This is a genomic window from Actinomadura rugatobispora (assembly GCF_055379765.1).
On sequence record NZ_AP029191.1, the window covers coordinates 9,276,258 to 9,297,527 of the forward strand.

Here is a 21,270-nt window from a genome sequence, read left to right on the forward strand (position 1 = left end):
CGGTGTGAAGCCCTAACGTCGGCCCGGACACCCAGTAGGACCAGGCGAGGAGGCCGGAGATGGCGGGTGCGGTGGTGATCGGGGCGGGGCCGGGGATCGGCCGGTCGGTGGCGCTGCGGTTCGCGCGGGAGAGGCTGCCGGTCGCGGTCGTCGCCCGGAGCGCCGCGACCGTGGAGGCGGTCGCCGCCGACATCGAGCGGGCCGGGGGCCGGGCCCTGGCGCTGACGGCCGACGTGACCGACGAGGCCGGGCTCCGGGCCGCGCTCGACGCCGCCGCGAGCGCGTTCGGCCCGCCCGAGGCCGTGGTCTACAACGCCGCCGTGATCCGGCCCGACGCGCCCGGCGAGCTGTCGGTCCGCGAGCACCAGGCCGCCTGGGCGGTCAACGTCGTCGGCGCCGTCAACGCGGCCGCGCACGTCGCGCCCGGCATGGCCGGACGCGGGCACGGCACCTACATCGTCACCGGCGGGATGCCCGAGCCCGACCCGCGCTACGTCAGCCTCTCCCTCGGCAAGGCCGGGGTGCGGGCGCTGGTCGGGCTCCTGGACGCCGAGTACGGCCCGTCCGGAGTGCACGTCGCCACGGTGACCGTGGACGGGCCCGTCGCCACCGGGACCGCGTTCGACCCGGACGACATCGCCGAGCACTACTGGCGCCTGCACGTCCAGCCGCGCGACGCGTGGCAGCGGGAGATCGTGCACACCGGCCGCTAACCCGCCAGGTGGGAGCGCTGCCCCTCGATCGCCCGCACCGCTCCGCCGACAATCGAGCCGATCAGCTCCTCGCACGTCGGCAGATCGTCGATCACCGCCACCACCTGCCCGGACGCCATCACCCCGAGGTCGGGCCGGCCGTCCACCATCGCGGCCTTCAGCAGCATCGGGGTGTTGGCGGCCATGAGCACCTGCGACCACGACAGGTCCTTGCCGTGCTTCATCGCCCGCCCGTCGGCGATCATCGCCCGCCACGACATGCCCGACAGCCTCCGGAACCGGGCCGCGTTGCGGACGGCCCGCACCAGGCCGCCCGCCCGGCCCGACCGCTCCAGCGCGTCCACCAGGTCACTGCGCAGCACCCGGTGCGGCATCCCGTCGACCTGCCGCGTCACCACCGTCTCGCGGGTGCCGAGGTAGACCTGCTTGACCTCCTCCGGCACCGAGCTGTCGGCGGTCAGCAGGAACCGGGTGCCCATCGCGACGCCCGCCGCCCCGTACGCCAGCGCCGCGGCCAGCCCGCGCCCGTCGAAGAACCCGCCCGCCGCGATCACCGGGATGTCGACCGCGTCCACGACCTGGGGCAGCAGCAGGGTGGTGGCGACCGGGCCGGTGTGCCCGCCGCCCTCGCCGCCCTGCACCAGCACGGCATCGGCGCCCCAGGCCGCGACCTTCTCGGCGTGCCGCCGGGCGCCCACCGACGGGACCACCACCACGCCGGCGTCCTTCAGCCGGGCGATCAGCTCCGCCTTGGGCGCCAGCGCGAACGAGGCGACCTTCACGCCCTCCCTGACCAGCAGGTCGATCCGCTCGCCCGCGTCGGAGGCGTCGGCCCGCAGGTTGACCCCGAACGGCTCCCCGGTCCGCTCCTTGACCTCGCGGATCGCCGCGCCCAGCTGGTCGAGCGTCATCGTCGCCGACGCCAGGATCCCCAGGCCGCCCGCGTTCGCCACCGCCGACACCAGCCGCGGCCCGGCCACCCAGCCCATCCCGGTCTGGACGACCGGATGCCGCACGCCTGCCAGGCGCGTCAGCGGGGTGTCCAGGACCGCCTCGGTCATGACGCGACCTCGCGTTCGCGCAGGCCGCGCGGGTCGAGGACGTCCCGCATGATCCGCAGTTCCTCGTCCGTGGGGAGCCGTGTCTGGGGAACCTCGTCGGGGATCGCCGGCTCGAACCCGGTCGCGGCCACGACGTCCTCCACCTCCACCCCCGGATGGACGGACCGCAGCCGCATCCTCCGGTCGGGCGTGGCGAAGTCGAGCACCGCCAGGTTCGTCACCACCGCGCGGATCTCGTACGCGCCGCGGTCCCAGCCGATGCCGCTCACGAAGTCGACCTTCTCCACGAACACGCGCGGCGAGTGCTTGGGGATCCAGTAGCTGGTGGTGTTGACACGCGTGTTGCCGGGGGCGCCGCGCATGCCGAGCAGCTGCGACCTGGGCCGCTCCCAGTCGCCGATGCAGGAGATGTTGGAGTTGCCGTACGGGTCGATCTGGCTGGCGCCCAGGATGACGTGCCGCCGCCCGTTCAGCACCAGCCACAGGTGGTCGCGGAACGGCAGCCAGCCCTCGGTTCCGGCGGCCGAGCCGTCCGCCGTCGCGCCCAGCGGGACGGGCTCGGCGGTCAGCGCCGGGCCGCCGTCGGTGGTCAGCAGCCCCGGCTCGAACGTGCTGCGCGCCAGCCGGGAGCCGAGCATCGGCACCGTCCCGCTGACCGCCGCCGCCACGATCTCGCCGTCGCCGCGGAACAGCTCGGCGCACGCCACCGCGCACACCTCCGCCCTCGTCACGCTCATGAGCGCTCCTCTCGCCAGGTCCGGACGGCGTCCTGGTAGGCGGCCTCGTCGCCGGACAGGAAGCGGTCGCGGAACGCCGCCCACTTCTCCGGATCGGTGGCCGACTCCACATAGAGGCGCTGGAACGCCTCGTCGCGGCCGTGGTCGGGCTCGCCGAGGGTGAAATGGGCGCCGTTCGGGGTCTCTGCCACGCCCGCCACGTGCGAGCGGCTGATCAGCAGCGACTGCACCGGGCCCTCCTTCAGCAGCGCGCCGGGCTCCTCCACGAGCCGCTCGCACGAGACGTAGGTGCGCCCGGCCGCCTTGGCGAACAGGTCGTCCATGTAGGGGTCGGGCCCGAGGTACTGGGCGTTGCCGCGGGCGTCCGCCCGGTTCATGTGGACGAGCGCGACGTCCATCTTCAGCGGCGGGACGGCGATGAGCTCCTGGACGTTCCCGTCCTCGTCCGGATACGGCGACCACACCGTACGCAGGCCCGGGTTGACCCTCAGGACGTCCGAGCCGAGCCCGGCCGGGGTGGGCAGGAACGGCAGTCTGTGCGCCGCCGCGTACAGGCCGAACATGAACATGCCCTCGTCGTACTCGGTGAAGGCGACCGTGCCGCGTTGCCGGGCGATCCGGAAGTGCGGCTCCAGCGGCACCGAGTCCAGCGTGACGAACGGGGCGACGACGGCGCGGACCTTGCCGTACGCGCACAGCAGCCCCACGTCGGGCCCGCCGTAGGAGACCACGGTCAGATCGGTGACGTCCGAGCGGCAGATCGCGCGGACCAGCGCCATCGGCTTGCGCCGCGAGCCCCAGCCGCCGATCCCGATCGTCATCCCGCTCTCCAGCGTTCCGGCGATCTCCTCGACGCTCATGACCTTGTCCATCGCGGTGCCGGTCACCGGCCGTCCTCCCGTCCTCGCCGGACGAACGCCTCGCGGTGCGCGTCGCCCGCGCCCACCAGGTTGAGCTCGTAGGTGAAGCCCTGCTCGTAGCGGTAGCTGCGCTTGACGTCGACCGGATCGATGCCGTTCAGCGACTCCTTGGCCCGCCGGATCACGTAGCGGTCCTTGGCGGCGATCGTCCCGGCGACCTCCAGGGCCGTGGCCAGCAGCTTCTCGGCCGCGACGACCTCCAGCACCGAGCCGTGGTGGTGCAGCTCGGCGGCGGTGACGGTGCGGCAGGTGTAGACCATCGCGCGCATCAGGTGCTGCGGGACGAGCCGCGCCAGGTGGGTGGCGGCGCCCAGCGCGCCCCGGTCGACCTCGGGCAGCCCGAAGAAGGCGTCGTCGGAGGCCACCACGATGTCGGCGTTGCCGACCAGGCCGACGCCGCCGCCCAGGCAGAAGCCGTGCACGGCGGCGACCACGGGGACCTCGCAGTCGTAGACGGCGGCGAAGGCGGCGTGGCAGCCGCGGTTGGCGCCGACCAGCGCGGTGTGGCCCTCGGTGGACTGCATCTCCTTGATGTCGACGCCCGCGTTGAAGCCGCGCCCCTCCGCGCGGAGCACGACGGCGCCGGTGGCGGGGTCGCGCCCGGCGGCGGTGACCGCGTCGGCCAGGTCGTACCAGCCCTGGACGGTCAGCGCGTTGACCGGCGGCGCGTCGACGACGATCTCGGCGACCCCGCCGGGACGGCTCGTGGTGGAGATTCCCATGCGCTACCTTTCCACCAAACATTTGTTAGAACAGAAGGTAGCAGAGCGACCTGGAGAGGGGAGCGACGTGCCGGTACCGGAACTGACGGGCAAGGTGGCGGTGGTGACCGGGGGCGTGCGCGGTGTCGGCCTCGGCATCAGCCGGGCGTTCCTGGAGGCCGGGGCGGAGGTGGTGGCCGTCGCCCGCCGCGAGCCCGACCGGCTCCCCGAGGCCGCCGGGCGCACCGCCCGCTTCGCCTCCCTGGACGTGCGGGACGCGTCCGCCGCCCGCGCCTTCGCCGAGAGCCTCGACAGGGTGGACGTCCTGGTCAACAACGCGGGCGGCACCCCGTTCCTGCCGCTGGCCGAGGGCGACCCGCGCACCCACGCCAAGATCATCGAGCTGAACCTGACCGCCCCGCTGATCATGTCCAAGGTCATGTACGAGCGGATGCCCCCGGCCGGGGGCGCGGTCATCATGATCAGCAGCGTCAGCGCCACCCGCCCCTCGCCCGGCAGCGCCGCCTACGGGGCCGCCAAGGCCGGCCTGGAGAGCATGGCCGCCTCGCTGGCCGTCGAGTGGGCCCCGCGCGTCCGGGTCAACGCCCTCAAGCTCGGCATGGTCCGCACCGAGCAGTCCCACCTGCACTACGGCGACGAGGGCGGGGTCGAGGCGATCGAGCGCACCATCCCCGTCCAGCGGATGGCCTTCCCTGACGAGGTCGGCCGCGTCTGCGCCTTCCTCGCCTCCCCCCTGGCCGCCTACATCACCGGGGCCACCCTCACCATGCACGGCGGGGGAGAGCGCCCCGCCTTCCTGGACGCCGCCACCGCGAACAAGGAGGACCCCAAGTGATCTGCAAGGACCGCGTCGTCGCCGTCACCGGATCCGGGCGCGGCCTGGGCCGCGCCCACGCGCTGAAGTTCGCCCGCCAGGGCGCCCTCGTCGTCGTCAACGACCTCGGCATCGCCCGGGACGGCACCGGCGAGGCCACCGCCAGCCCGGCCGAGGAGGTCGTCAAGGAGATCGAGGCCCTGGGCGGCCGGGCCGTCGCCAGCCCCCACGACATCGCCACCGAGGACGGCGCCGAAGGGCTGATCGCCACCGCGCTGGAGGCGTTCGGACGGCTGGACGTCCTGGTCAACAACGCCGGGTTCCTGCGCGACCGGATGCTGATCAACCTCTCCGAGGACGAGTGGGACGCCGTCATGCGCGTCCACCTCAAGGGCCACTTCCTGCCGCTCAAGCACGCCGGACGCCACTGGCGCGCCGAGAGCAAGGCCGGCCGCCCGGTCGACGCCCGCGTGATCAACACCTCCTCGGGCGCCGGGCTGCTCGGCAGCGTCGGCCAGGGCAACTACTCCGCCGCCAAGGCCGGGATCGTCGGGCTGACCCTCGTGGCCTCCGCCGAACTCGGCCGGTACGGGGTCACCGTCAACGCGATCGCGCCCTCCGCCCGCACCCGCATGACCGAGGACGTGTTCGGCGAGACCATGGCCCGCCCGGCCCAGGGCGAGTTCGACGCGATGGCCCCCGAGAACGTCTCGCCGCTGGTCGTGTGGCTCGGCTCGGCGGACTCCCGCGCCGTCACCGGCCGGATCTTCGAGACCGACGGCGGCCGGATCTGCGTGATGGACGCCTTCCGCCACGGCCCCGTGATCGACAAGGGCGCCCGCTGGGACCCCGCCGACGTCGGCGCCGCCGTCCGCGACCTCCTGGCCCAGACCCCCGAGCCCGAACCCGTCTACGGCGCCACCTGACCGGGGACGATCACGCATGCCCGCGGGACGGACGCCCATGGAGGAACGCGTCCCGCGGCGGTGGGATCGATCCCATGAACGACTCACCGATCCTCGTCATCGGCGCCCGCGGCAAGACCGGCCGCCGCGTCGCCGCCCGCCTTGAGACCCTCGGCGCCCCCGTCCGGGCCGCCTCCCGCACCACGGGAACCCGCTTCGACTGGGACGACCGCGCCACCTGGGGCCCCGCGCTGGACGGCGCCGGGGCCGTCTACCTCGTGCCGATGGCCGAGTACGTCGACATGGCCGCCGTGGCCGCCTTCGTGGGCCAGGCCGTGGACAGGGGCGTCCGGCGGCTCGTCCTGCTGTCGGCGCGCACGAAGGACGGCGACGTCGTGCACGGCCAGGAACCCGCCGAGGAGGCCGTGCGCGCCTCCGGCGCCGAATGGACGATCCTGCGGCCCGCCTGGTTCTCGCAGAACTTCAGCGAGGACTACCTCCTCCCGCCCATCCTGGCGGGCGACTTGGCGGTGCCCACCGGCGAGGGCCGCGAGGCGTTCGTGGACGCCGAGGACATCGCCGACGTCGCCGTGGCCGCCCTCACCCGCGACGGCCACGCGGGGGAGACCTACGAGCTGAGCGGCCCCGAGCCGCTGTCGTTCCGCACCGTGGCCGAGATGATCGCCGCCGCGTCCGGCCGGGAGATCCGCTACACGCCCCTGGAGAAGACCGCCTACGCCGAACTGCTCCGCTCCGGGGGATTCCCCGATGACCTGAGCGACGAGGTCGCCGACCTCATGGACACCCTCCGCCAGGGAGCGGGCGACCGGGTGGGCGACGGCGTCCGCCGCGCCCTCGGCCGCGACCCGCGCCCCTTCGCCGACTACGTCAAGGAGACGGCCGCCACAGGCGTCTGGAACCCGCCGGCGTCCTGAACGGGCGTAGCCTGCGAACAGAGATCATTTTGCAGGGAGGCGCCGGTGATGTCCGCTGAGGCGTTCCTCCGCGAACGGATGCTGGAGGCCGCCGCCGCGGCCTACCCGGAGCGTCCCCCGGTGATCGTGCGCGAGTGGACCGACCCGGTACTGCTGCACGGGCCCGAACCGGTCGGCCACCGCGCCCTGTTCCTGGTCGCCACCGGCGCGGACGACCGCCCCGCCGAACCCGTCGTCGACGCCGCCCTGAACGCCTTCGAGGCGGCGGGATGGCCCGGACACCACTGGAAGGCCCACCCCGGAGAGATCCGCGCGTCGGCCACGGGCGACGACTTCAGTGTCATGGTGTACGCGGGGCAGGGGGCCGGGATGGTGACGTTCACCGGCTGGACCCCGGTCGTGTTCACCGAACGGGATCTCCGGCAGCCCCACTTCACCGCCAGCACGGTCGGCGGCGTCGGCGTGGTGTGCGAATACTGCCACGGCTGGACCGTGTGCCTGGAATGCGAAGGCACCGCCCGCAGCCGCAGCCGCCGCGGCTACGGACGGTGCGAATGCGCCGCGGCCAACGCCGGTCCGGGCACATGCCTCGAATGCGCCGGAAAGGGCTACCGGGGCCCCGAGGACATGGCATGGAAGCGAAAGCGGTACGGGCTCGCCGATCCCGCCGAAACGATCGACGCCTTCCGGCAGCCGCCGGTCGAACACGGCCACGACTCCAACATCAGCGCCCTCACCGAGGCCGCCCACCGGACCTGCCCCTGCGGTGAATTCCGCTGGTGGTGGCGCAACATCGTGACCGAGGCGGACGATCACCTGGTCTCCCAGTACCTCGGCACCTGCCAGGGCTGCGCCGCGCAGCGTGTCCACGCGTTCGCCCTGCCCGGCCGGAGGCTCCCCGCCCTGGTCCCACCCGCCACCGCGCCACCGTGCCCGCAGTGCGCCGGAACGCCGATCCCGCTGGTCGGCGGCCTGCACTTCCCCGGAACCCCGATGATGCGCGCAGAGGAGCAGGGCCTCGTCGCGCGGCTCAGGACCAGCAGCGAGGTCCGCCCGAACGACCCCAACTGGCGGTGCACCTCCTGCGCGCACGAATGGCGGGACACCGACAAGCGGCGCCGGGAGAAGTTCATGCGCGCGCTGCACGACGACCTGTCGTGATGATCGTCCCGCCGCGGTATCGGAACCAATAACAGGGATGCGTGCGACGAAACGGTGATTTCCCGTCCTCTTCGCCCTTGACCATGGAGAAAACCCCGTTACGTTCGGTTGTCAAGGCATTACCAAGACGACCGTCGAGCCGGGAGGATCCGATGTCCGTACCCGAGACGCCCCACGAGTCCGCCGCCGCCAAGTTCGCCTACCGCCTCCGGAAACTCCGCAACGAGCGCGGCATGTCCGCCCAGCAGGTCGGCGCCGCCTGCTACATCTCGCGCGAGAGCATCACAGCCATCGAGACGCTCCGCCTCCCGCCCCGCCTGGACACCGCCCAACGCCTCGACAAACTCTTCGACCTCACCGAAATCGCCTACTTCGAGGACTGCTACCACGACATCAGCCGCGAGGTCGAACGGTCCCCGTTCCGCAAGTACACCGATCTGGAGTCCCTCGCACGCGCGATCCGCGCCTACCACCCGCTGCACATCGACGGGCTCTTCCAGACCGAGTCTTACGCGCGGTACCTGATCAGTAGCTATGAGCCGCCGGGCAAGATCGAGGAATACGTTGCGGTACGGATGAGCCGTCAGGATGTCCTTACGCGAGAGAGCCCGCCCCACGTAGTGTCCGTGTTCCGTGAGTCGGTGCTGCGTGAAGTGGTCGGCGGCCCTCAGGTGATGAAGGAGCAGCTCGCTCAGCTGCTTGAGTTGTCCGAACTGCTCAACGTGGTAATCAACGTCGTGCCAACGGGTAGGGCAGTCTTCCCGCGGGGTATGTTCGTGTTGCTCACCTACGACGAGGAGGCGGACCTCGGGTATGTGGAAACCGAAGTCGGCGGCCACATCATCGAACCAACTGACCAGGTGAACTGGCTCTCGATACAGTTCGGCCGCATCTCGGGAAACGCCCTTCCTGTCGGTGAGAGCAGGGAACTCATTAGAACGATCATGGAGGGCCTGTGAACACCACCCCCCAATGGCGCAAGTCCAGCCACAGTGCTGGTTCTGGAGAAAGCCACTGTGTCGAGCTGGTGGATCTTGCTGCCGCGATTGGTGTGCGTGACTCGAAGGACCCGGAGGGGTCGAAGTTGGTCTTGGAGCGGCGCGAGTTCGGGGAGCTCGTCCGCGCGATCAAGGCGAGCTATTGAAAAGCGCCCCCCACTGGCGCAAGTCCAGCCGCAGTGCTGGCGCGGGTGAGAGCGAGTGCGTCGAGCCGGCGGATCTTGGTTTGGGGGTCGGTGTGCGGGACTCCAGGGATCCGGACGGGCCGAGGCTGATCTTGCGGCGGGACGTGTTCGCGGACGTCGTCGCCGGGATCAGGGCGGGTCGCCTGACCGGTCAGCGGGTTCGTACATCTCGATGAGATTGGCGACCCTCGCCATGTACGCCTGGTGCTTCTCCGGTACGCCGAGCGACTCCCGGACCATCTTGGCCGAGGTGCGGTACGCGGCGGCCAGGTTGAGCGCGGGGTCGCCGGGCGCGTCGGCCAGGTCCTTGCCCCAGTAACACAGGTAGCGGCCGATCGCGGGGATCGACAGCTCTGGCGTGATCTGGGCCGGGCGCGGCTCGGGGTTGCCGAGCCCGCCCGGCTGCCAGTGCATGAGCATGCGCGGTGTCCAGCGGGCGATGCCGTACTCGTTCATGCCCGGATCGGACAGCTTCGGATCGAAGCCGCTCTCCACCTTGAGAATTGCCGCGATCAGCGCCGGGGACAGGCCCTCCACCTTGCACGACGTGCCCGCCTGGACGATCAGGGTCCGGTACTGGGCCGGTATGTCGGCGTCGGTGCGCAGCCAGCGGCCTCGCGGGTCGGTGCCCGCGTTGGCCGCGTCGGAGGCCCGTCCCTCCCCGTCCCCGTCGCCCAGGGTCGGGAAGGCCGCGACCGCCGCCACCCCTGCGGCGGCCACCGCGCTCCCGGCGGCCAGCAGGGTCCGCCGGCCTGGCCGCCGACGGCGATCGGGGGCCGCGGCGGCACCGGTCGGCGGATCGGTGTCGATCTTGCTGTTCAGGCGGTCGAGGGCCGCTGCGAACGCCGCCGCCGTCGGCCAGCGCGCGTCCCGATCATGTTCCAGGGCGCGCAGCACGACCCGGTCCACCGCCGGCGGGATCGCGGGCTCGACCTCGCTGGGCGGGCACCGTTCCTCGCCCGGCGGCTCCCCGGTCAGCAGGTGGTAGGTCAGCGCGCCCAGCCCGTAGACGTCGGACCGCTGATCTGGTGCGCCGTCGATCTGAGTCTGTTCCGGCGCCATGTAGCCGGGCGAGCCCGCGGGCAGTGTCAGGCTCGACAGCCGGTCCTCGGTGCGCGCGATGCCCAGGTCGGACAGCATGATCCGCTCGCCCGTGCCGCCCTTGGCGGAGGTTGCGCGGATCAGGACGTTGGACGGCTTGAGGTCGCGGTGCACGATGCCGCGTTCGTGCAGGTCCTGCACGCCCTGGGCGATCTCCCCGGCCAACCGCAGCGCCTCGTCCAGCGGCAGCGCCCCGGAGGCCAGGCGCTCCTCCAGGTTGCCGCGGTCGGCGTAGGTCATCACGAAGTAGGGGCGGCCGTCGTCGAGTTCGCCGATGTCGTGCACCTGGACGAGCCGGTGCGAGTCGACCCGCCGCAGCAGCCGGGCCTCCTGGACGAAGCGTTCCCGCACGTCCTCGCGCTGGGTCCAGTGTTCGGCGAGGATCTTGACGGCGACGGGGGCGTCGAGATCCTCGTCATGGCCCAGCCAGACCGCCGCGAATCCCCCCGAACCCAGCAGCCTGTCGATTCGATAGCGTCCGGCGCGGCTCGGAGTCCCCATGTTCGACCATCTTGGACGATCCGCGGCCCGTTCGCACGGCATCGCACGGCATCGCACGGCGTCGCTTTGACCTGCCGCCTTCTGGTCGTTGATCACGCATGGTTACGGGAAAATCACCGAACCGGACGCCCGGAGCGGGCATCGTAGAGGCCGTCAGGATTCGTGAGGGGACGATTCCGAGAGGCCGGTGCTGACGAGCGATGGATCCCGACCGCCCGCCGCACGAGATGACCCTGGGCTTCGGCCTGGGCGGCGCCCCGGAAGGCCGTGGGGCCGGGCGTGCGCGAGGGCCCGCGACCGCGGCGCGGGGCGTTGTGCTGCGGGCCTTCGCCGTGCCTGCCGCCGCCGGTCTCCTCCTCGGCCTGGCGATCTCGCTCGGCTGGTCCACCCCGGCGGTCGCGGCGGTGGGTGACTTCCTCGACTTCTACTGCGGCGTCTTCGCGCTGGTGGCGCTGTCGATCTCGGTCATGATCGGAGTTCTGGCCGCCGAGCAGACCCTGCTGTCCCCGGGCAACCGGGTGCGGGCCCAGGCGCTGCACCGCGCCGCCGCGTTCACCGCCGTCGCCATGCTGCTGCTCCACCTGGCCACCCAGCTGCTGCGTCACCGGGTCGGCGCCGCCCAGATGTTCCTGCCGACGCGCGAATCCGGCCTGGGCACCGTGGCGTTCTACCTGCTGATCGTCGCGGTCGCCAGCGGGATCGCGCGAGGACGGTTCGCCGCGTCCCGAAGGCCCTGGACCTGGCGGGCGCTGCACCTCACCGCCTACGCCGCCTGGCCGCTGGCCATCGGCCACGGCCTCACCGCCGGGCGCGACCCCGCCCCCTGGGTGACGGCGGCCTACCTGTGCTGCCTCGGCGGCGTCGCGGCCGCGCTGGCCGCCCGGCCGATCCTGCGGGCGCGGGCGGCGAGGCGGGCGCCGTGACCCGGATAGCAGTGCGGCACCTCGGCCCGCCCCGCCTCACCGCCGGCCTGGACGGCGCCGCCCGTCTGGACTGGGACGCGCACCGCCGCGTCCACCCCGAGCCGCGGCCGCTGACCGCCGCCCGGCTGGTCGCGCTCGCCGAGGAGGGGCGGCTGCACGGCCGGGGCGGCGCCGCGTTCCCGTTCGCTCGCAAGGCGCGCGCGGTCCTCGACGCCGCACGGCGGCGCGGGCGGCCCGTCGTGGTCGTCAACGGCACCGAGGGCGAGCCCGGGAGCGCCAAGGACAAGGTGCTGCTGTGCCGCGCCCCGCACCTGGTCCTGGACGGCGCCACCCTGGCCGCGACCGCGCTCGGCGCCACCGAGATCGTCCTCGGCGTGACCGACGAGACCGCCGCCGAGTCGATGGAGCGCGCCCTCGCCGAGCGGGGCTTGGACGGGCGGGCCCGGGTCGTGCGGCTCCCCGAGCGGTTCATCACCGGGGAGAGCGGCGCGCTGATCCGCGGTATCAACGGCAGGCGGCCGGTGCCGCCCGGCCGCAAGGTCCGCGCGTCCACCAAGGGCGTCGGCGGGATGCCCACACTGCTGTCCAACGCCGAGACCTACGCCCAGCTGGCCGTCCTCGCCGGGCTCGGGCCGCGCCGGTATGGATCGGTCGGCACGCCCGGCGAGCCCGGCACCGTGCTGCTGACCGTGACCGGCTCGGCCCGCTTCCCGGCCGTCGTGGAGACCCCGGCCGGGGCGCCCCTCGGCCACCTGCTGGACCTGTGCGGGACCCGTGCCGGGGAGGGCGTCCTGGTCGGCGGCTACCACGGCGCCTGGATCCCGGGGGACGCGGCGGTCGGCACGCGGCTGTCGCGGGAGGGCCTGGCGGCGGTGGGCGGCACCCTCGGCGCGGGCATCGTGATGCCGCTCGGCCGCGGCACCTGCCCGCTGGGGGAGTGCGCGCGGGTCGTGCGCTATCTGGCGGCCGAGTCGGCAGGGCAGTGCGGCCCCTGCCGGCTCGGCCTTCCCGACCTCGCCGGGGCGCTGGCCGCGCTCGCCGAGGGCCGGGACGCCGCGGCCGCGTGCGAGACCGTCCGGCGGTCGGCCCGGATGGCCGAGCGGCGCGGCGCGTGCGCCCACCCCGACGGGACGGCCCGGTTCGTCCTGTCGGCGCTGGAGGTCTTCGCGGCCGACGCCGCCCGGCACGTCGACGGCGGTGGCTGCGGGCGGCCGGTGCTCGGCGTGCTGCCCGCCGACACCGACGCGCGGCTGCGCCTGGAGGTCGACTGGAGCCGCTGCGACGGCCACGGGCTCTGCGCCGACGTGTTGCGCGGGCTGGTGCGCATGGACGAGTACGGCTATCCGGTCATCCCCGGCGAGCCGGTCCCCGCCCGGCTGGAGGACGACGCCCGCCGGGCCGTGGCCAGGTGCCCCGGGCTCGCGCTGCGCCTCGTGCCGCGTGCTCAGCGAGGTTCGTAGGCGTCGATGAGGGTGGCGACCCGGGCGGTGTACTGCTGGTACTTGTCCGGGACGCCGTTCTCCTTCACCACGGTCTTGGACGAGGTGCGGTACGCGGCGGCGAGGTTGAGCGCGGGGTCGCCCTGGACGTTGACCAGGTCCTTGCCCCAGAAGCACAGGTAGCGGCCCATCGCGGGGATCGACAGCTCGGGCGTGATCTGGGCCGGGCGCGGCTCCGGGTTGTTGAGCCCGCCCGGCTGCCAGTGGACGAGCACGCGCGGCGTCCAGCGGGCGATGCCGTACTCGTCCATCTGCGGGTCCGACAGCTTTGGGTCGAAGTCGCTCTCCACCTTGAGCATCGCCGCGATCAGCGCGGGGGACAGGCCCTTCATCTCGCACCACGTGCCCGCCCGGACGATCAGGGCTCGGTACTGCGAGGGGATCCCGGCATCGGTGCGCAGCCAGCGGCCCTGCGGGTCGGCTCTCTTGGCGGTCGCGTCAGCGGCCCGTCCCCCGCCGTCGTCCAGGACGAGGAAGGCCGCGCCGATCGCCACGGCCGCGACGGCGACCGCGCTTCCGGCCACCGCCAGTGTCCGGCGGCCCGGCGCCCGGCGCCTCGCCGGGCGGTCGCGGGCCACGGCGGCCGCCGCCAGGGGGTCGGTGTCGATCCTGCTGGTGATGCGGTCGAGGGCGTTCGCGAACGCCGCCGCGGTCGGCCAGCGCGCGTCCCGATCGTGCTCCAGCGCGCGCAGCACGACCCGGTCCACCGCGGGCGGGATCGCGGGCTCGACCTCGCTGGGCGGGCGCCGGTCCTCGCCCGGCGGCTCCCCGGTCAGCAGGTGGTAGGTCAGCGCGCCCAGCCCGTACACGTCCGACCGCTGGTCCGGCGCGCCGTCGATCTGGGTCTGCTCGGGCGCCATGTAGCCGGGGGAGCCGGCGGGCAGCGTGAGGCTGGACAGCCGGTCGCCGGTGCGGGCGATGCCCAGGTCGGACAGCATGATCCGCTCGCCGGGGCCCTCGCCCTGGGCGGAGCGGATGAGCACGTTGGACGGCTTGAGGTCGCGGTGCACGATCCCTCGCTCGTGCAGCGCCTGCACGCCCTCGGCGATCTCCCGGGCCGCCCGCAGCGCCTCGTTCAGCGGCAGCGCCCCGCCGTCCAGGCGCTCCTCCATGGTGCCGCGGTCGGCGTAGGTCATCACGAAGTAGGGGCGGCCGTCGTCCAGCTCGCCGATGTCGTACACCTGGACGAGCCGGTGCGAGTCGACCTGCCGCAGCAGCCGGGCCTCCTGGACGAACCGCTCCCGGACGTCCTCGCGCAGCGTCCAGTGATCGGCCAGGATCTTGATCGCGACCGGGGCGTCCAGGTCCTCGTCATGACCCAGCCAGACCGCCGCGAATCCCCCCGAACCCAGCAGCCTGTCGATCCGGTAGCGCCCGGCGCCACGTGGAGTCCCCATGTTCGACCATCCTGAACGATGCACGGCGACTTCGCACGGTAACCGAGCTGTCGCAGGAGATGGAATGACCGGCCCCCGGCGCGCGTTGCACGTGCGGCGGAAAAATCGATCGCCCCCGCCCGCCCCCGGCGGCTACCGTGCGTAGGTCGCGGCCGCGCGGCCCGGCCGCCCTGCAAGATCACTCCGGCCCGCGACCTATCCTTGTCGAAGCTTATGAGGACTCCTGTGAAAGCGCCGCTCGCCGATCTGCGCGCGCGACTGCCCGAGCTGATGCCGCTGGACCGGCACCGGCTCCGCCGGCGTATCGACGGAACGCAGAACATGCGCGACGCGTCCCGGCGCGAGCAGGTGGCCCGGGAGATCGCCGCCGACGTGGAGGCCGCCGAGCGCCGGGTCGCCCGGCGCCGCGCCGCCGTGCCCGCGATCACCTACCCGGAGCAGCTGCCGGTCAGCCAGAAGAAGGACGACATCGCGGCGGCGATCCGCGACCACCAGGTCGTGATCGTCGCCGGTGAGACCGGCTCCGGCAAGACCACCCAGCTGCCCAAGATCTGCCTGGAGCTGGGCCGCGGCGTGCTCGGCTCGATCGGGCACACCCAGCCGCGCCGGCTGGCCGCCCGCACCGTCGCCGACCGGATCGCCGAGGAGCTGGGCACCGAGCTGGGCGAGGCGGTCGGCTACAAGGTCCGCTTCACCGACCGGTCGAGCGACGACACGCTGGTCAAGCTGATGACCGACGGCATCCTGCTGGCCGAGATCCAGACCGACCGGCTGCTGCGCCGCTACGACACGCTGATCATCGACGAGGCGCACGAGCGCAGCCTCAATATCGACTTCCTGCTCGGGTACCTCAGGGAGATCCTGCCGCGCCGGCCCGACCTCAAGATCATCATTACCTCGGCCACCATCGACCCCGAGCGGTTCTCCCGGCACTTCGACGACGCCCCGATCGTGGAGGTCTCCGGCCGCACGTATCCGGTGGAGGTGCGCTACCGGCCGCTGTCGGACCCCGAGGACGCCAAGGCCGACCCCGACCGCGACCAGATCCAGGGCATCCTCGACGCGGTGGACGAGCTGGCGCTGGAGGCCCCCGGCGACGTCCTGGTGTTCCTCAGCGGCGAGCGCGAGATCCGCGACACCGCCGACGCCCTCACCAAGCACCTGCGGGGGCGGCGCGGCGAGGCCACCGAGGTGCTGCCGCTGTACGCGCGGCTGTCGTCGGCCGAGCAGCACCGGGTCTTCCAGGCCCACCGGGGGCGGCGGATCGTGCTGGCCACCAACGTCGCCGAGACGTCCCTGACCGTCCCGGGCATCAAGTACGTCGTCGACCCCGGCACCGCCCGCATCTCCCGCTACAGCCACCGGCTCAAGGTGCAGCGGCTGCCGATCGAGCCGGTGTCGCAGGCGTCGGCCAACCAGCGCAAGGGCCGCTGCGGGCGCGTGTCGGAGGGCATCTGCGTCCGGCTGTACTCGGAGGAGGACTTCGAGACCCGGCCCGAGTTCACCGACCCGGAGATCCTGCGGACCAACCTGGCCTCGGTCATCCTGCAGATGACCGCGCTGGGGCTGGGCGACATCGCCGCGTTCCCGTTCGTGGAGCCGCCGGACCGCCGCAACGTCAAGGCGGGCGTCGACCTGCTGCACGAGCTGGGCGCGCTCGACCCGGCCGAGAAGGACCCGCGCAAGCGCCTCACCGAGCGGGGGCGGCGGCTGGCTCAGCTGCCGATCGACCCGCGGCTGGGCCGGATGGTGCTGGAGGCCGAGGCCAACGGCTGCGTCCGCGAGGTGCTGATCATCGCGGCGGCGCTGTCGATCCAGGACCCGCGCGAGCGTCCCGCCGAGCACCAGCAGGCCGCCGACGAGAAGCACCGCCGCTTCGCCGACCCCACCTCCGACTTCCTGGCCTACCTGAACCTGTGGAACTACCTGCGGGAGCAGCAGCGGGAGCTGTCGGGCAGCCAGTTCCGGCGGATGTGCAAGAACGAGTTCCTGCACTTCCTGCGCGTCCGCGAATGGCAGGACCTGCACTCCCAGCTCAAGCAGGTCGCCAAGTCCCTGGGCGTCACGCCCAACACCGCCGACGCGCCGCCCGACCGCGTCCACGTCGCGCTGCTGTCGGGCCTGCTGTCGCACATCGGCCTGATGGACGCCGACAAGAAGGACGAGGGCGGCGGTGGCGGCGGTCAGCGGCGCCGCCAGCTGAACGAGTACGTGGGGGCGCGCGGCGCCAAGTTCGCCGTCTTCCCCGGATCGGCGCTGTTCAAGAAGCCGCCGCGCTGGGTGATGGCGGCCGAGCTGGTCGAGACCTCCCGGCTCTGGGGGCGGATCAACGCCAAGATCGAGCCCGAGTGGGTCGAGCCGCTGGCCGGGCACCTGGTCAAGCGCAACTACAGCGAGCCGCACTGGTCCAAGAAGCAGGCCGCCGTCATGGCCTACGAGAAGGTCACCCTCTACGGCGTCCCGATCGTGGCGCAGCGCCGCGTCAACTACGGCTCGATCGACCCCGCGCTGTCGCGGGAGCTGTTCATCCGGCACGCGCTCGTCGAGGGCGACTGGGAGACCCACCACCGGTTCTTCCACGACAACCGGGCGCTGCTGGAGGAGGTCGAGGAGCTGGAGCACCGCGCCCGGCGCCGCGACATCCTCGTCGACGACGAGACCCTCTTCGACTTCTACGACGAGCGCGTCCCCGAGGACGTGGTCTCCGGGCGGCACTTCGACACCTGGTGGAAGCGGACCCGGCGCGACGAGCCCGACCTGCTGAGCTTCGAGAAGTCGATGCTCATCAACCAGAACGCCGGGGACGTCAGCGAGGCCGACTACCCCGACTCCTGGCGGCAGGGCCCGCTGGGGCTGCGGTTGACCTACCAGTTCGAGCCCGGCGCCGACGCCGACGGCGTGACCGTCCACATCCCGGTGCAGGTGCTCAACCAGGTGCGCCCGGACGGCTTCGAATGGCAGGTGCCGGGGCTGCGCGGCGAGCTGGTCACCGAGCTGATCCGGTCGCTGCCCAAGCAGCTGCGGGTCAACTTCGTCCCGGCGCCCGACTACGCGCGCAAGGCGCTGGAGCGGCTCACGCCGCGTACCGAGCCCCTCCTGGACGCCCTCGAACGCGAACTGCGCGACATGACCGGCGTCCAGATCGCCCGCGAGGCCTGGGACCTGGGCCGCCTGCCCGCGCACCTGCGGATCACCTTCCGGGTGGTGGACGACCGCAAGCGCACCCTCGCCGAGGACACCGACCTCGACGCCCTCAAACGCCGGCTCAAGGGCAAGGTGCGCGGCACCCTGTCGAAGGCGGCGACGGCCGGGGGAGTGGAGCGCACCGGCCTGCGCGAGTGGACGATCGGCGAGCTGCCCCGCACCTACGAGCGCAAGCAGGCCGGGTACGAGGTCAAGGCGTTCCCGGCGCTGACCGACGAGGGCGACAGCGTCGCGGTCCGCATGTACGAGACCGAGGCCGAGCAGCGCTCGGCGATGTGGCGGGGGACGCGGCGGCTGATCCTCCTCAACGCCCCGTCCCCGGTCAAGCTCATCCAGGGCCGCCTCACCAACCAGGGCAAGCTGGCGCTCAGCCACAACCCGCACGGTTCGGTGGCGGCCCTGTTCGACGACTGCGTGACGGCCGCCGCCGACCGGCTCATCGCCGAGGCCGGGGGCCCGGCCTGGGACGAGGCGGGCTTCCGCGCGCTGTACGACCGGGTCCGCGCCGACCTGCACGACGCCACCGCCGCGATCGTGGCGCAGGTGGAGCGGATCCTGGCCGAGTCGCACGAGATCGACCGGCGGCTGCGCGGCACGGCCAGCCTCGTCCTGGTCCCGTCGCTGACCGACATCCGGGAGCGGCTGACCGGGCTGGTGCACGCGGGGTTCGTGACCGAGACGGGCCGGCAGCGGCTGCCCGATCTGCCGCGCTACCTGCGGGCGCTGCAGGTCCGGCTCGACAAGCTGCCCGAGAACCCGAACCGCGACCGGCTGCTCATGAACCAGGCCGGGGCGCTGGAGGCCGAGTACGGGCTGTTCGTGCAGCGGCTGCACCCGGCCCGGCGCGACGAGGAGTCCGTGCGGCAGATCCGGTGGATGCTGGAGGAACTGCGGGTGAGCCTGTTCGCCCAGCAGCTCGGCACCCGCTACCCGGTCTCCGACAAGCGGATCCGCAAGGCCATGGCGCAGCACGGCGCCCGCTGACGTTCACCCCCGAGCACCCCGGGTTCCCCCCGAGCACCCGTCCTCCGGGCGGGTGCTCGGCGTTTTCTCAGACCGTTCCAAAGTGGTATTGACCAATTGCTGACCGCAGCCTAACCTGAGGACCGACGGTACGAAGGGAAGGGGAGGTGAGCGGCGTGCGATCCGTCGGTGAGCCGGAACCCGCGACCACGAAACGGCGGGCGGTGCGCCGCGAACTGCTGGCCATGCTGGAGGGCCTGGAGGTCGGCGACGCGCTGCCGTCCGAGCGCCGGCTGGCCGCCGAGCTGGGCGTGTCGCGGCCCACCCTCCGGGCCGCGATCGACGAGCTGGCCGCCCAGGGGCTGCTGGACCGGCGCCAGGGCAGCGGCACCTACGTGGCCGAACGCAAGATCGCGGTGGCGCTGACCATGTCGTCGTTCACCGAGGACATGATCCGGCGCGGCATGCGCCCGGGGGGCCGGGTGCTGTCGTTCCGGACCGAGACCGCCGGGGCGAAGATCGGCCGCAGGCTGTCCATCTCCCCGATGGAAGAGGTATTTACCATTCGCCGGCTCCGGCTGGCGGACGGCGCCACCATGGCGATCGAGACCCTCTACCTCCCCAGGGCGCTGGTGCCGGAGCTGCGCCGCGAGGATCTGGAAGGACGGTCCTTCTACACCCTGCTGCGGGAACACGGCATCGTCCTCGCCTCCGGCCGGGAGACGATCGAGCCCACCGTCACCACGGCCGAGGAGGCCGAGGTGCTGGGCGTTCCGGTGCACGCGCCGGCGTTCCTGTTCGAGCGGGTCAGCCACACCGAGGAGGGGCGGCCGGTCGAGTACGTCCGCTCCCTCTACCGGGGTGACCGCTACCGGCTCGAACTGGAGCTGAAACCGGTCCCGCGCTGACCGGCCGCGGCAGGAACGGGCCGCGGCAGGCCCCACCGCTTCACCCGCGCCGGCGGGGGCACCGGCGCACCGACAGACCCGAACCCCCGCCCGGCCGGCCGCGCCGCCGGCCGGGGATTCGGTGCCCCGCAGGAACGGAGACCAGACCGTGGACATCTTCAAGGACACCCTCACCTTCCTGGCCGACAACGTGTTCGGCCAGGTCCCCATCCTCATCGGCCTGATCACGCTGATCGGGCTGCTGCTGCAGCGCAAGCGCTTCGAGGACACCCTCGCCGGCGCGCTGCGCGCCACCATCGGCGTGGTCATCCTGTTCATCGGCGTGGAGATCTTCACCGGCGGGCTGACCAGCTTCCAGACCGTGCTGGCCGACGCGATGGGCACCACGCCGCCCAAGGCCGACAACAGCCTGACCGACTTCCTCGGCCGCGAGGGCGGCACGATCGCGCTGGTCATCACGGTGGCGTTCCTGCTGCACGTGGCGATCGTGCGGATCTTCCCCGCGGCCCGGTACCTCTACCTGACCGGGCACCTGATGTTCTGGATCAGCACCGTGGTGGTCGCCGGGCTGGTCACCATCGCGCCCGGCGCCGACCAGCTGACCCTCGTGCTGTGCGGGGCCGGGTTCGTGGCCGCGTACTGGACGCTGCAGCCGCTGTGGATGCGGCCGCTGATGCGCCGGGTGATGCCCGACGACCGGTTCGGGTTCGCGCACACCAGCTCCCTGGCCGCGCTGGCCACCGGATACCTCGCCCGCCCGTTCGGCGACCGCGAGCGGCACGACACCGAGAAGGTGAAGCTGCCCCGCCAGCTGTCGTTCTTCAAGGACGTCAACGTCAGCACCGCCCTGGTCATCTCCGTCATCATGCTGGTGGCGGTGGCCTTCGCCGACGACCAGGTGGTGGCCAAGCTGGCCGCCGAGATGGACGAGAAGCTCTCGCCCTGGGTGTGGGCGCTGCTGGTCGGCCTGCGCTTCGCGGGCGGCATCGCGATCCTGCTGTTCGGCGTGCGGATGTTCCTGGCCGAGATCGTGCCCGCGTTCAAGGGCTTCAGCGACAAGGTGATCCCGGGCACCCGGCCCGCGCTGGACGCCCCGACGGTGTTCCCGGTGGCGCCCACCGCCGTGATGATCGGCTTTGTGGCGTCCACCACGGTGTTCCTGGCCTGCCTGGGCGTCTTCGCCACGGCCGGCTGGTTCACCCTGGCCCCGCCCATGATCATGCTGTTCTTCGTGGGCGGCGCGGCGGCGCTGTTCGGCAACGTGGTGGCCGGCTGGCGCGGCGCGGTGATCGGCGGCGTCATCACGGGTCTGATCCTGGCGATCGGGCAGGCCGTCACCTGGGGCCTGTTCGAGCGGACCGCGCCCGAGCTGGCCACCCTGGCCGACCCCGACTGGTACGCCATCGCGTGGCTGCTCAAGGCGATCGACCCGGTGGTCGGCGACGCCTCGATCTGGGCCGTCCCGGTGGTGGCCCTGGCCGTCACCGCGGGGACACTGCTGATCCTGGGCCGCCGCGAGCGGCGCGAGGCCGCGGCCAAGGACGCCGTCCCGGCCGGAACCGAGCCCGCCACCGAGGGCGGCAAGAAGGCCTGACAGAACGGGCGTCCCGGCCCGGCCCGCCG

Annotated in this window: 19 protein-coding genes; 13 read left to right on the forward strand and 6 right to left on the reverse strand. The window is 72.7% G+C overall.

Translation table 11 applies throughout. From position 1 onward, the window contains the following. The first annotated feature begins 59 nt into the window (after positions 1 to 59). Positions 60 to 713 carry an SDR family NAD(P)-dependent oxidoreductase gene (locus tag ACZ466_RS41785; RefSeq protein WP_378286761.1) on the forward strand — a complete coding sequence of 218 codons (654 nt, stop codon included), beginning with the start codon at positions 60 to 62 and terminating at the stop codon, positions 711 to 713. Here the strand turns inward: ACZ466_RS41785 and ACZ466_RS41790 are convergent. From ACZ466_RS41790 to ACZ466_RS41805, 4 genes are read right to left on the reverse strand one after another with little or no spacing between them, the layout of a single operon-like run. Then, positions 710 to 1,774 carry an NAD(P)H-dependent flavin oxidoreductase gene (locus ACZ466_RS41790; protein WP_378286762.1) on the reverse strand — a complete coding sequence of 355 codons (1,065 nt, stop codon included), beginning with the start codon at positions 1,772 to 1,774 and terminating at the stop codon, positions 710 to 712. The two genes, ACZ466_RS41785 and ACZ466_RS41790, sit on opposite strands and share 4 nt — an antisense overlap. Beyond that, positions 1,771 to 2,511: a CoA-transferase subunit beta gene (locus tag ACZ466_RS41795; protein ID WP_378286763.1), complete on the reverse strand. Its 741-nt coding sequence runs from the start codon at positions 2,509 to 2,511 to the stop codon at positions 1,771 to 1,773. Before ACZ466_RS41795 ends, ACZ466_RS41790 begins: the two co-directional genes overlap by 4 nt. Further along, a complete protein-coding gene (locus ACZ466_RS41800) occupies positions 2,508 to 3,383 on the reverse strand; it encodes a CoA transferase subunit A (RefSeq protein WP_378286792.1) in 876 nt (291 codons plus the stop codon). Before ACZ466_RS41800 ends, ACZ466_RS41795 begins: the two co-directional genes overlap by 4 nt. An 11-nt stretch (positions 3,384 to 3,394) precedes the next feature. After that, positions 3,395 to 4,153 (reverse strand): enoyl-CoA hydratase family protein, encoded by a 759-nt coding sequence (locus ACZ466_RS41805; RefSeq protein ID WP_378286764.1) that lies wholly within the window; start codon positions 4,151 to 4,153, stop codon positions 3,395 to 3,397. A gap of 67 nt (positions 4,154 to 4,220) precedes the next feature. Between ACZ466_RS41805 and ACZ466_RS41810 the strand changes: the two genes are divergently transcribed. The 7 genes from ACZ466_RS41810 (at position 4,221) to ACZ466_RS41840 (ending at position 9,327) form a co-directional block, all read left to right on the forward strand. Further along, the gene (locus ACZ466_RS41810) at positions 4,221 to 4,988 is read left to right on the forward strand and encodes an SDR family oxidoreductase (protein WP_378286765.1); all 768 of its coding nucleotides are present in this window, start codon (positions 4,221 to 4,223) and stop codon (positions 4,986 to 4,988) included. Continuing rightward, on the forward strand, positions 4,985 to 5,893 hold the full coding sequence (locus tag ACZ466_RS41815; RefSeq protein ID WP_378286766.1) for an SDR family oxidoreductase: 909 nt from the start codon (positions 4,985 to 4,987) through the stop codon (positions 5,891 to 5,893). Before ACZ466_RS41810 ends, ACZ466_RS41815 begins: the two co-directional genes overlap by 4 nt. A 74-nt stretch (positions 5,894 to 5,967) precedes the next feature. Next, complete coding sequence (locus tag ACZ466_RS41820; protein ID WP_378286767.1) at positions 5,968 to 6,807, forward strand: NAD(P)H-binding protein; 840 nt, start codon at positions 5,968 to 5,970, stop codon at positions 6,805 to 6,807. Positions 6,808 to 6,855: 48 nt separating this feature from the next. Further along, positions 6,856 to 7,968, forward strand: coding sequence for a hypothetical protein (locus tag ACZ466_RS41825; protein WP_378286768.1), 1,113 nt, complete (start codon positions 6,856 to 6,858; stop codon positions 7,966 to 7,968). Between the two features lie 152 nt (positions 7,969 to 8,120). Beyond that, positions 8,121 to 8,927, forward strand: coding sequence for a helix-turn-helix domain-containing protein (locus ACZ466_RS41830; RefSeq protein WP_378286769.1), 807 nt, complete (start codon positions 8,121 to 8,123; stop codon positions 8,925 to 8,927). Then, entirely contained in the window at positions 8,924 to 9,112 is a 189-nt protein-coding gene (locus tag ACZ466_RS41835; RefSeq protein WP_378286770.1) for a DUF397 domain-containing protein, read from the forward strand. Before ACZ466_RS41830 ends, ACZ466_RS41835 begins: the two co-directional genes overlap by 4 nt. Further along, on the forward strand, positions 9,109 to 9,327 hold the full coding sequence (locus ACZ466_RS41840; protein WP_378286771.1) for a DUF397 domain-containing protein: 219 nt from the start codon (positions 9,109 to 9,111) through the stop codon (positions 9,325 to 9,327). Before ACZ466_RS41835 ends, ACZ466_RS41840 begins: the two co-directional genes overlap by 4 nt. Here the strand turns inward: ACZ466_RS41840 and ACZ466_RS41845 are convergent. Further along, positions 9,281 to 10,753 carry a serine/threonine-protein kinase gene (locus tag ACZ466_RS41845; RefSeq protein ID WP_378286772.1) on the reverse strand — a complete coding sequence of 491 codons (1,473 nt, stop codon included), beginning with the start codon at positions 10,751 to 10,753 and terminating at the stop codon, positions 9,281 to 9,283. The two genes, ACZ466_RS41840 and ACZ466_RS41845, sit on opposite strands and share 47 nt — an antisense overlap. Before the next feature lie 200 nt (positions 10,754 to 10,953). Here ACZ466_RS41845 and ACZ466_RS41850 point away from each other — a divergent pair, with 200 nt between their 5' ends. Together ACZ466_RS41850 and ACZ466_RS41855 are read left to right on the forward strand one after the other, a co-directional pair. Then, positions 10,954 to 11,676, forward strand: coding sequence for a hypothetical protein (locus ACZ466_RS41850; RefSeq protein WP_378286773.1), 723 nt, complete (start codon positions 10,954 to 10,956; stop codon positions 11,674 to 11,676). Next, complete coding sequence (locus ACZ466_RS41855) at positions 11,673 to 13,136, forward strand: NADH-ubiquinone oxidoreductase-F iron-sulfur binding region domain-containing protein (RefSeq protein ID WP_378286775.1); 1,464 nt, start codon at positions 11,673 to 11,675, stop codon at positions 13,134 to 13,136. Before ACZ466_RS41850 ends, ACZ466_RS41855 begins: the two co-directional genes overlap by 4 nt. On the opposite strand, the gene ACZ466_RS41860 is transcribed toward ACZ466_RS41855, so the two are convergent. Beyond that, positions 13,121 to 14,572, reverse strand: coding sequence for a serine/threonine-protein kinase (locus ACZ466_RS41860; RefSeq protein ID WP_378286776.1), 1,452 nt, complete (start codon positions 14,570 to 14,572; stop codon positions 13,121 to 13,123). The genes ACZ466_RS41855 and ACZ466_RS41860 overlap by 16 nt on opposite strands. A gap of 225 nt (positions 14,573 to 14,797) precedes the next feature. Here ACZ466_RS41860 and hrpA point away from each other — a divergent pair, with 225 nt between their 5' ends. From hrpA to ACZ466_RS41875, 3 genes are all read left to right on the forward strand, one after another. Next, positions 14,798 to 18,760, forward strand: a complete 3,963-nt coding sequence (hrpA, locus tag ACZ466_RS41865; protein WP_378286777.1) for an ATP-dependent RNA helicase HrpA — start codon at positions 14,798 to 14,800, stop codon at positions 18,758 to 18,760. 146 nt (positions 18,761 to 18,906) lie between these two features. Then, positions 18,907 to 19,647: a GntR family transcriptional regulator gene (locus ACZ466_RS41870; protein WP_464041889.1), complete on the forward strand. Its 741-nt coding sequence runs from the start codon at positions 18,907 to 18,909 to the stop codon at positions 19,645 to 19,647. Positions 19,648 to 19,795: 148 nt separating this feature from the next. Further along, entirely contained in the window at positions 19,796 to 21,241 is a 1,446-nt protein-coding gene (locus ACZ466_RS41875) for a PTS ascorbate transporter subunit IIC (RefSeq protein WP_378286779.1), read from the forward strand. Positions 21,242 to 21,270: the final 29 nt, after the last annotated feature.

What these genes read in the sequence shown, in the direction of transcription:
- ACZ466_RS41825 (WP_378286768.1), top strand. Translation starts at nt 6,856, where the DNA reads ATGTCCGCTGAGGCGTTCCTCCGCGAACGGATGCTGGAGGCCGCCGCC.
- ACZ466_RS41805 (WP_378286764.1), bottom strand. Translation starts at nt 4,153, where the DNA reads ATGGGAATCTCCACCACGAGCCGTCCCGGCGGGGTCGCCGAGATCGTC.
- ACZ466_RS41795 (WP_378286763.1), bottom strand. Translation starts at nt 2,511, where the DNA reads ATGAGCGTGACGAGGGCGGAGGTGTGCGCGGTGGCGTGCGCCGAGCTG.
- ACZ466_RS41860 (WP_378286776.1), bottom strand. Translation starts at nt 14,572, where the DNA reads ATGGGGACTCCACGTGGCGCCGGGCGCTACCGGATCGACAGGCTGCTG.
- ACZ466_RS41830 (WP_378286769.1), top strand. Translation starts at nt 8,121, where the DNA reads ATGTCCGTACCCGAGACGCCCCACGAGTCCGCCGCCGCCAAGTTCGCC.
- ACZ466_RS41790 (WP_378286762.1), bottom strand. Translation starts at nt 1,774, where the DNA reads ATGACCGAGGCGGTCCTGGACACCCCGCTGACGCGCCTGGCAGGCGTG.
- ACZ466_RS41785 (WP_378286761.1), top strand. Translation starts at nt 60, where the DNA reads ATGGCGGGTGCGGTGGTGATCGGGGCGGGGCCGGGGATCGGCCGGTCG.
- ACZ466_RS41820 (WP_378286767.1), top strand. Translation starts at nt 5,968, where the DNA reads ATGAACGACTCACCGATCCTCGTCATCGGCGCCCGCGGCAAGACCGGC.
- ACZ466_RS41850 (WP_378286773.1), top strand. Translation starts at nt 10,954, where the DNA reads ATGGATCCCGACCGCCCGCCGCACGAGATGACCCTGGGCTTCGGCCTG.
- ACZ466_RS41800 (WP_378286792.1), bottom strand. Translation starts at nt 3,383, where the DNA reads ATGGACAAGGTCATGAGCGTCGAGGAGATCGCCGGAACGCTGGAGAGC.
- ACZ466_RS41845 (WP_378286772.1), bottom strand. Translation starts at nt 10,753, where the DNA reads ATGGGGACTCCGAGCCGCGCCGGACGCTATCGAATCGACAGGCTGCTG.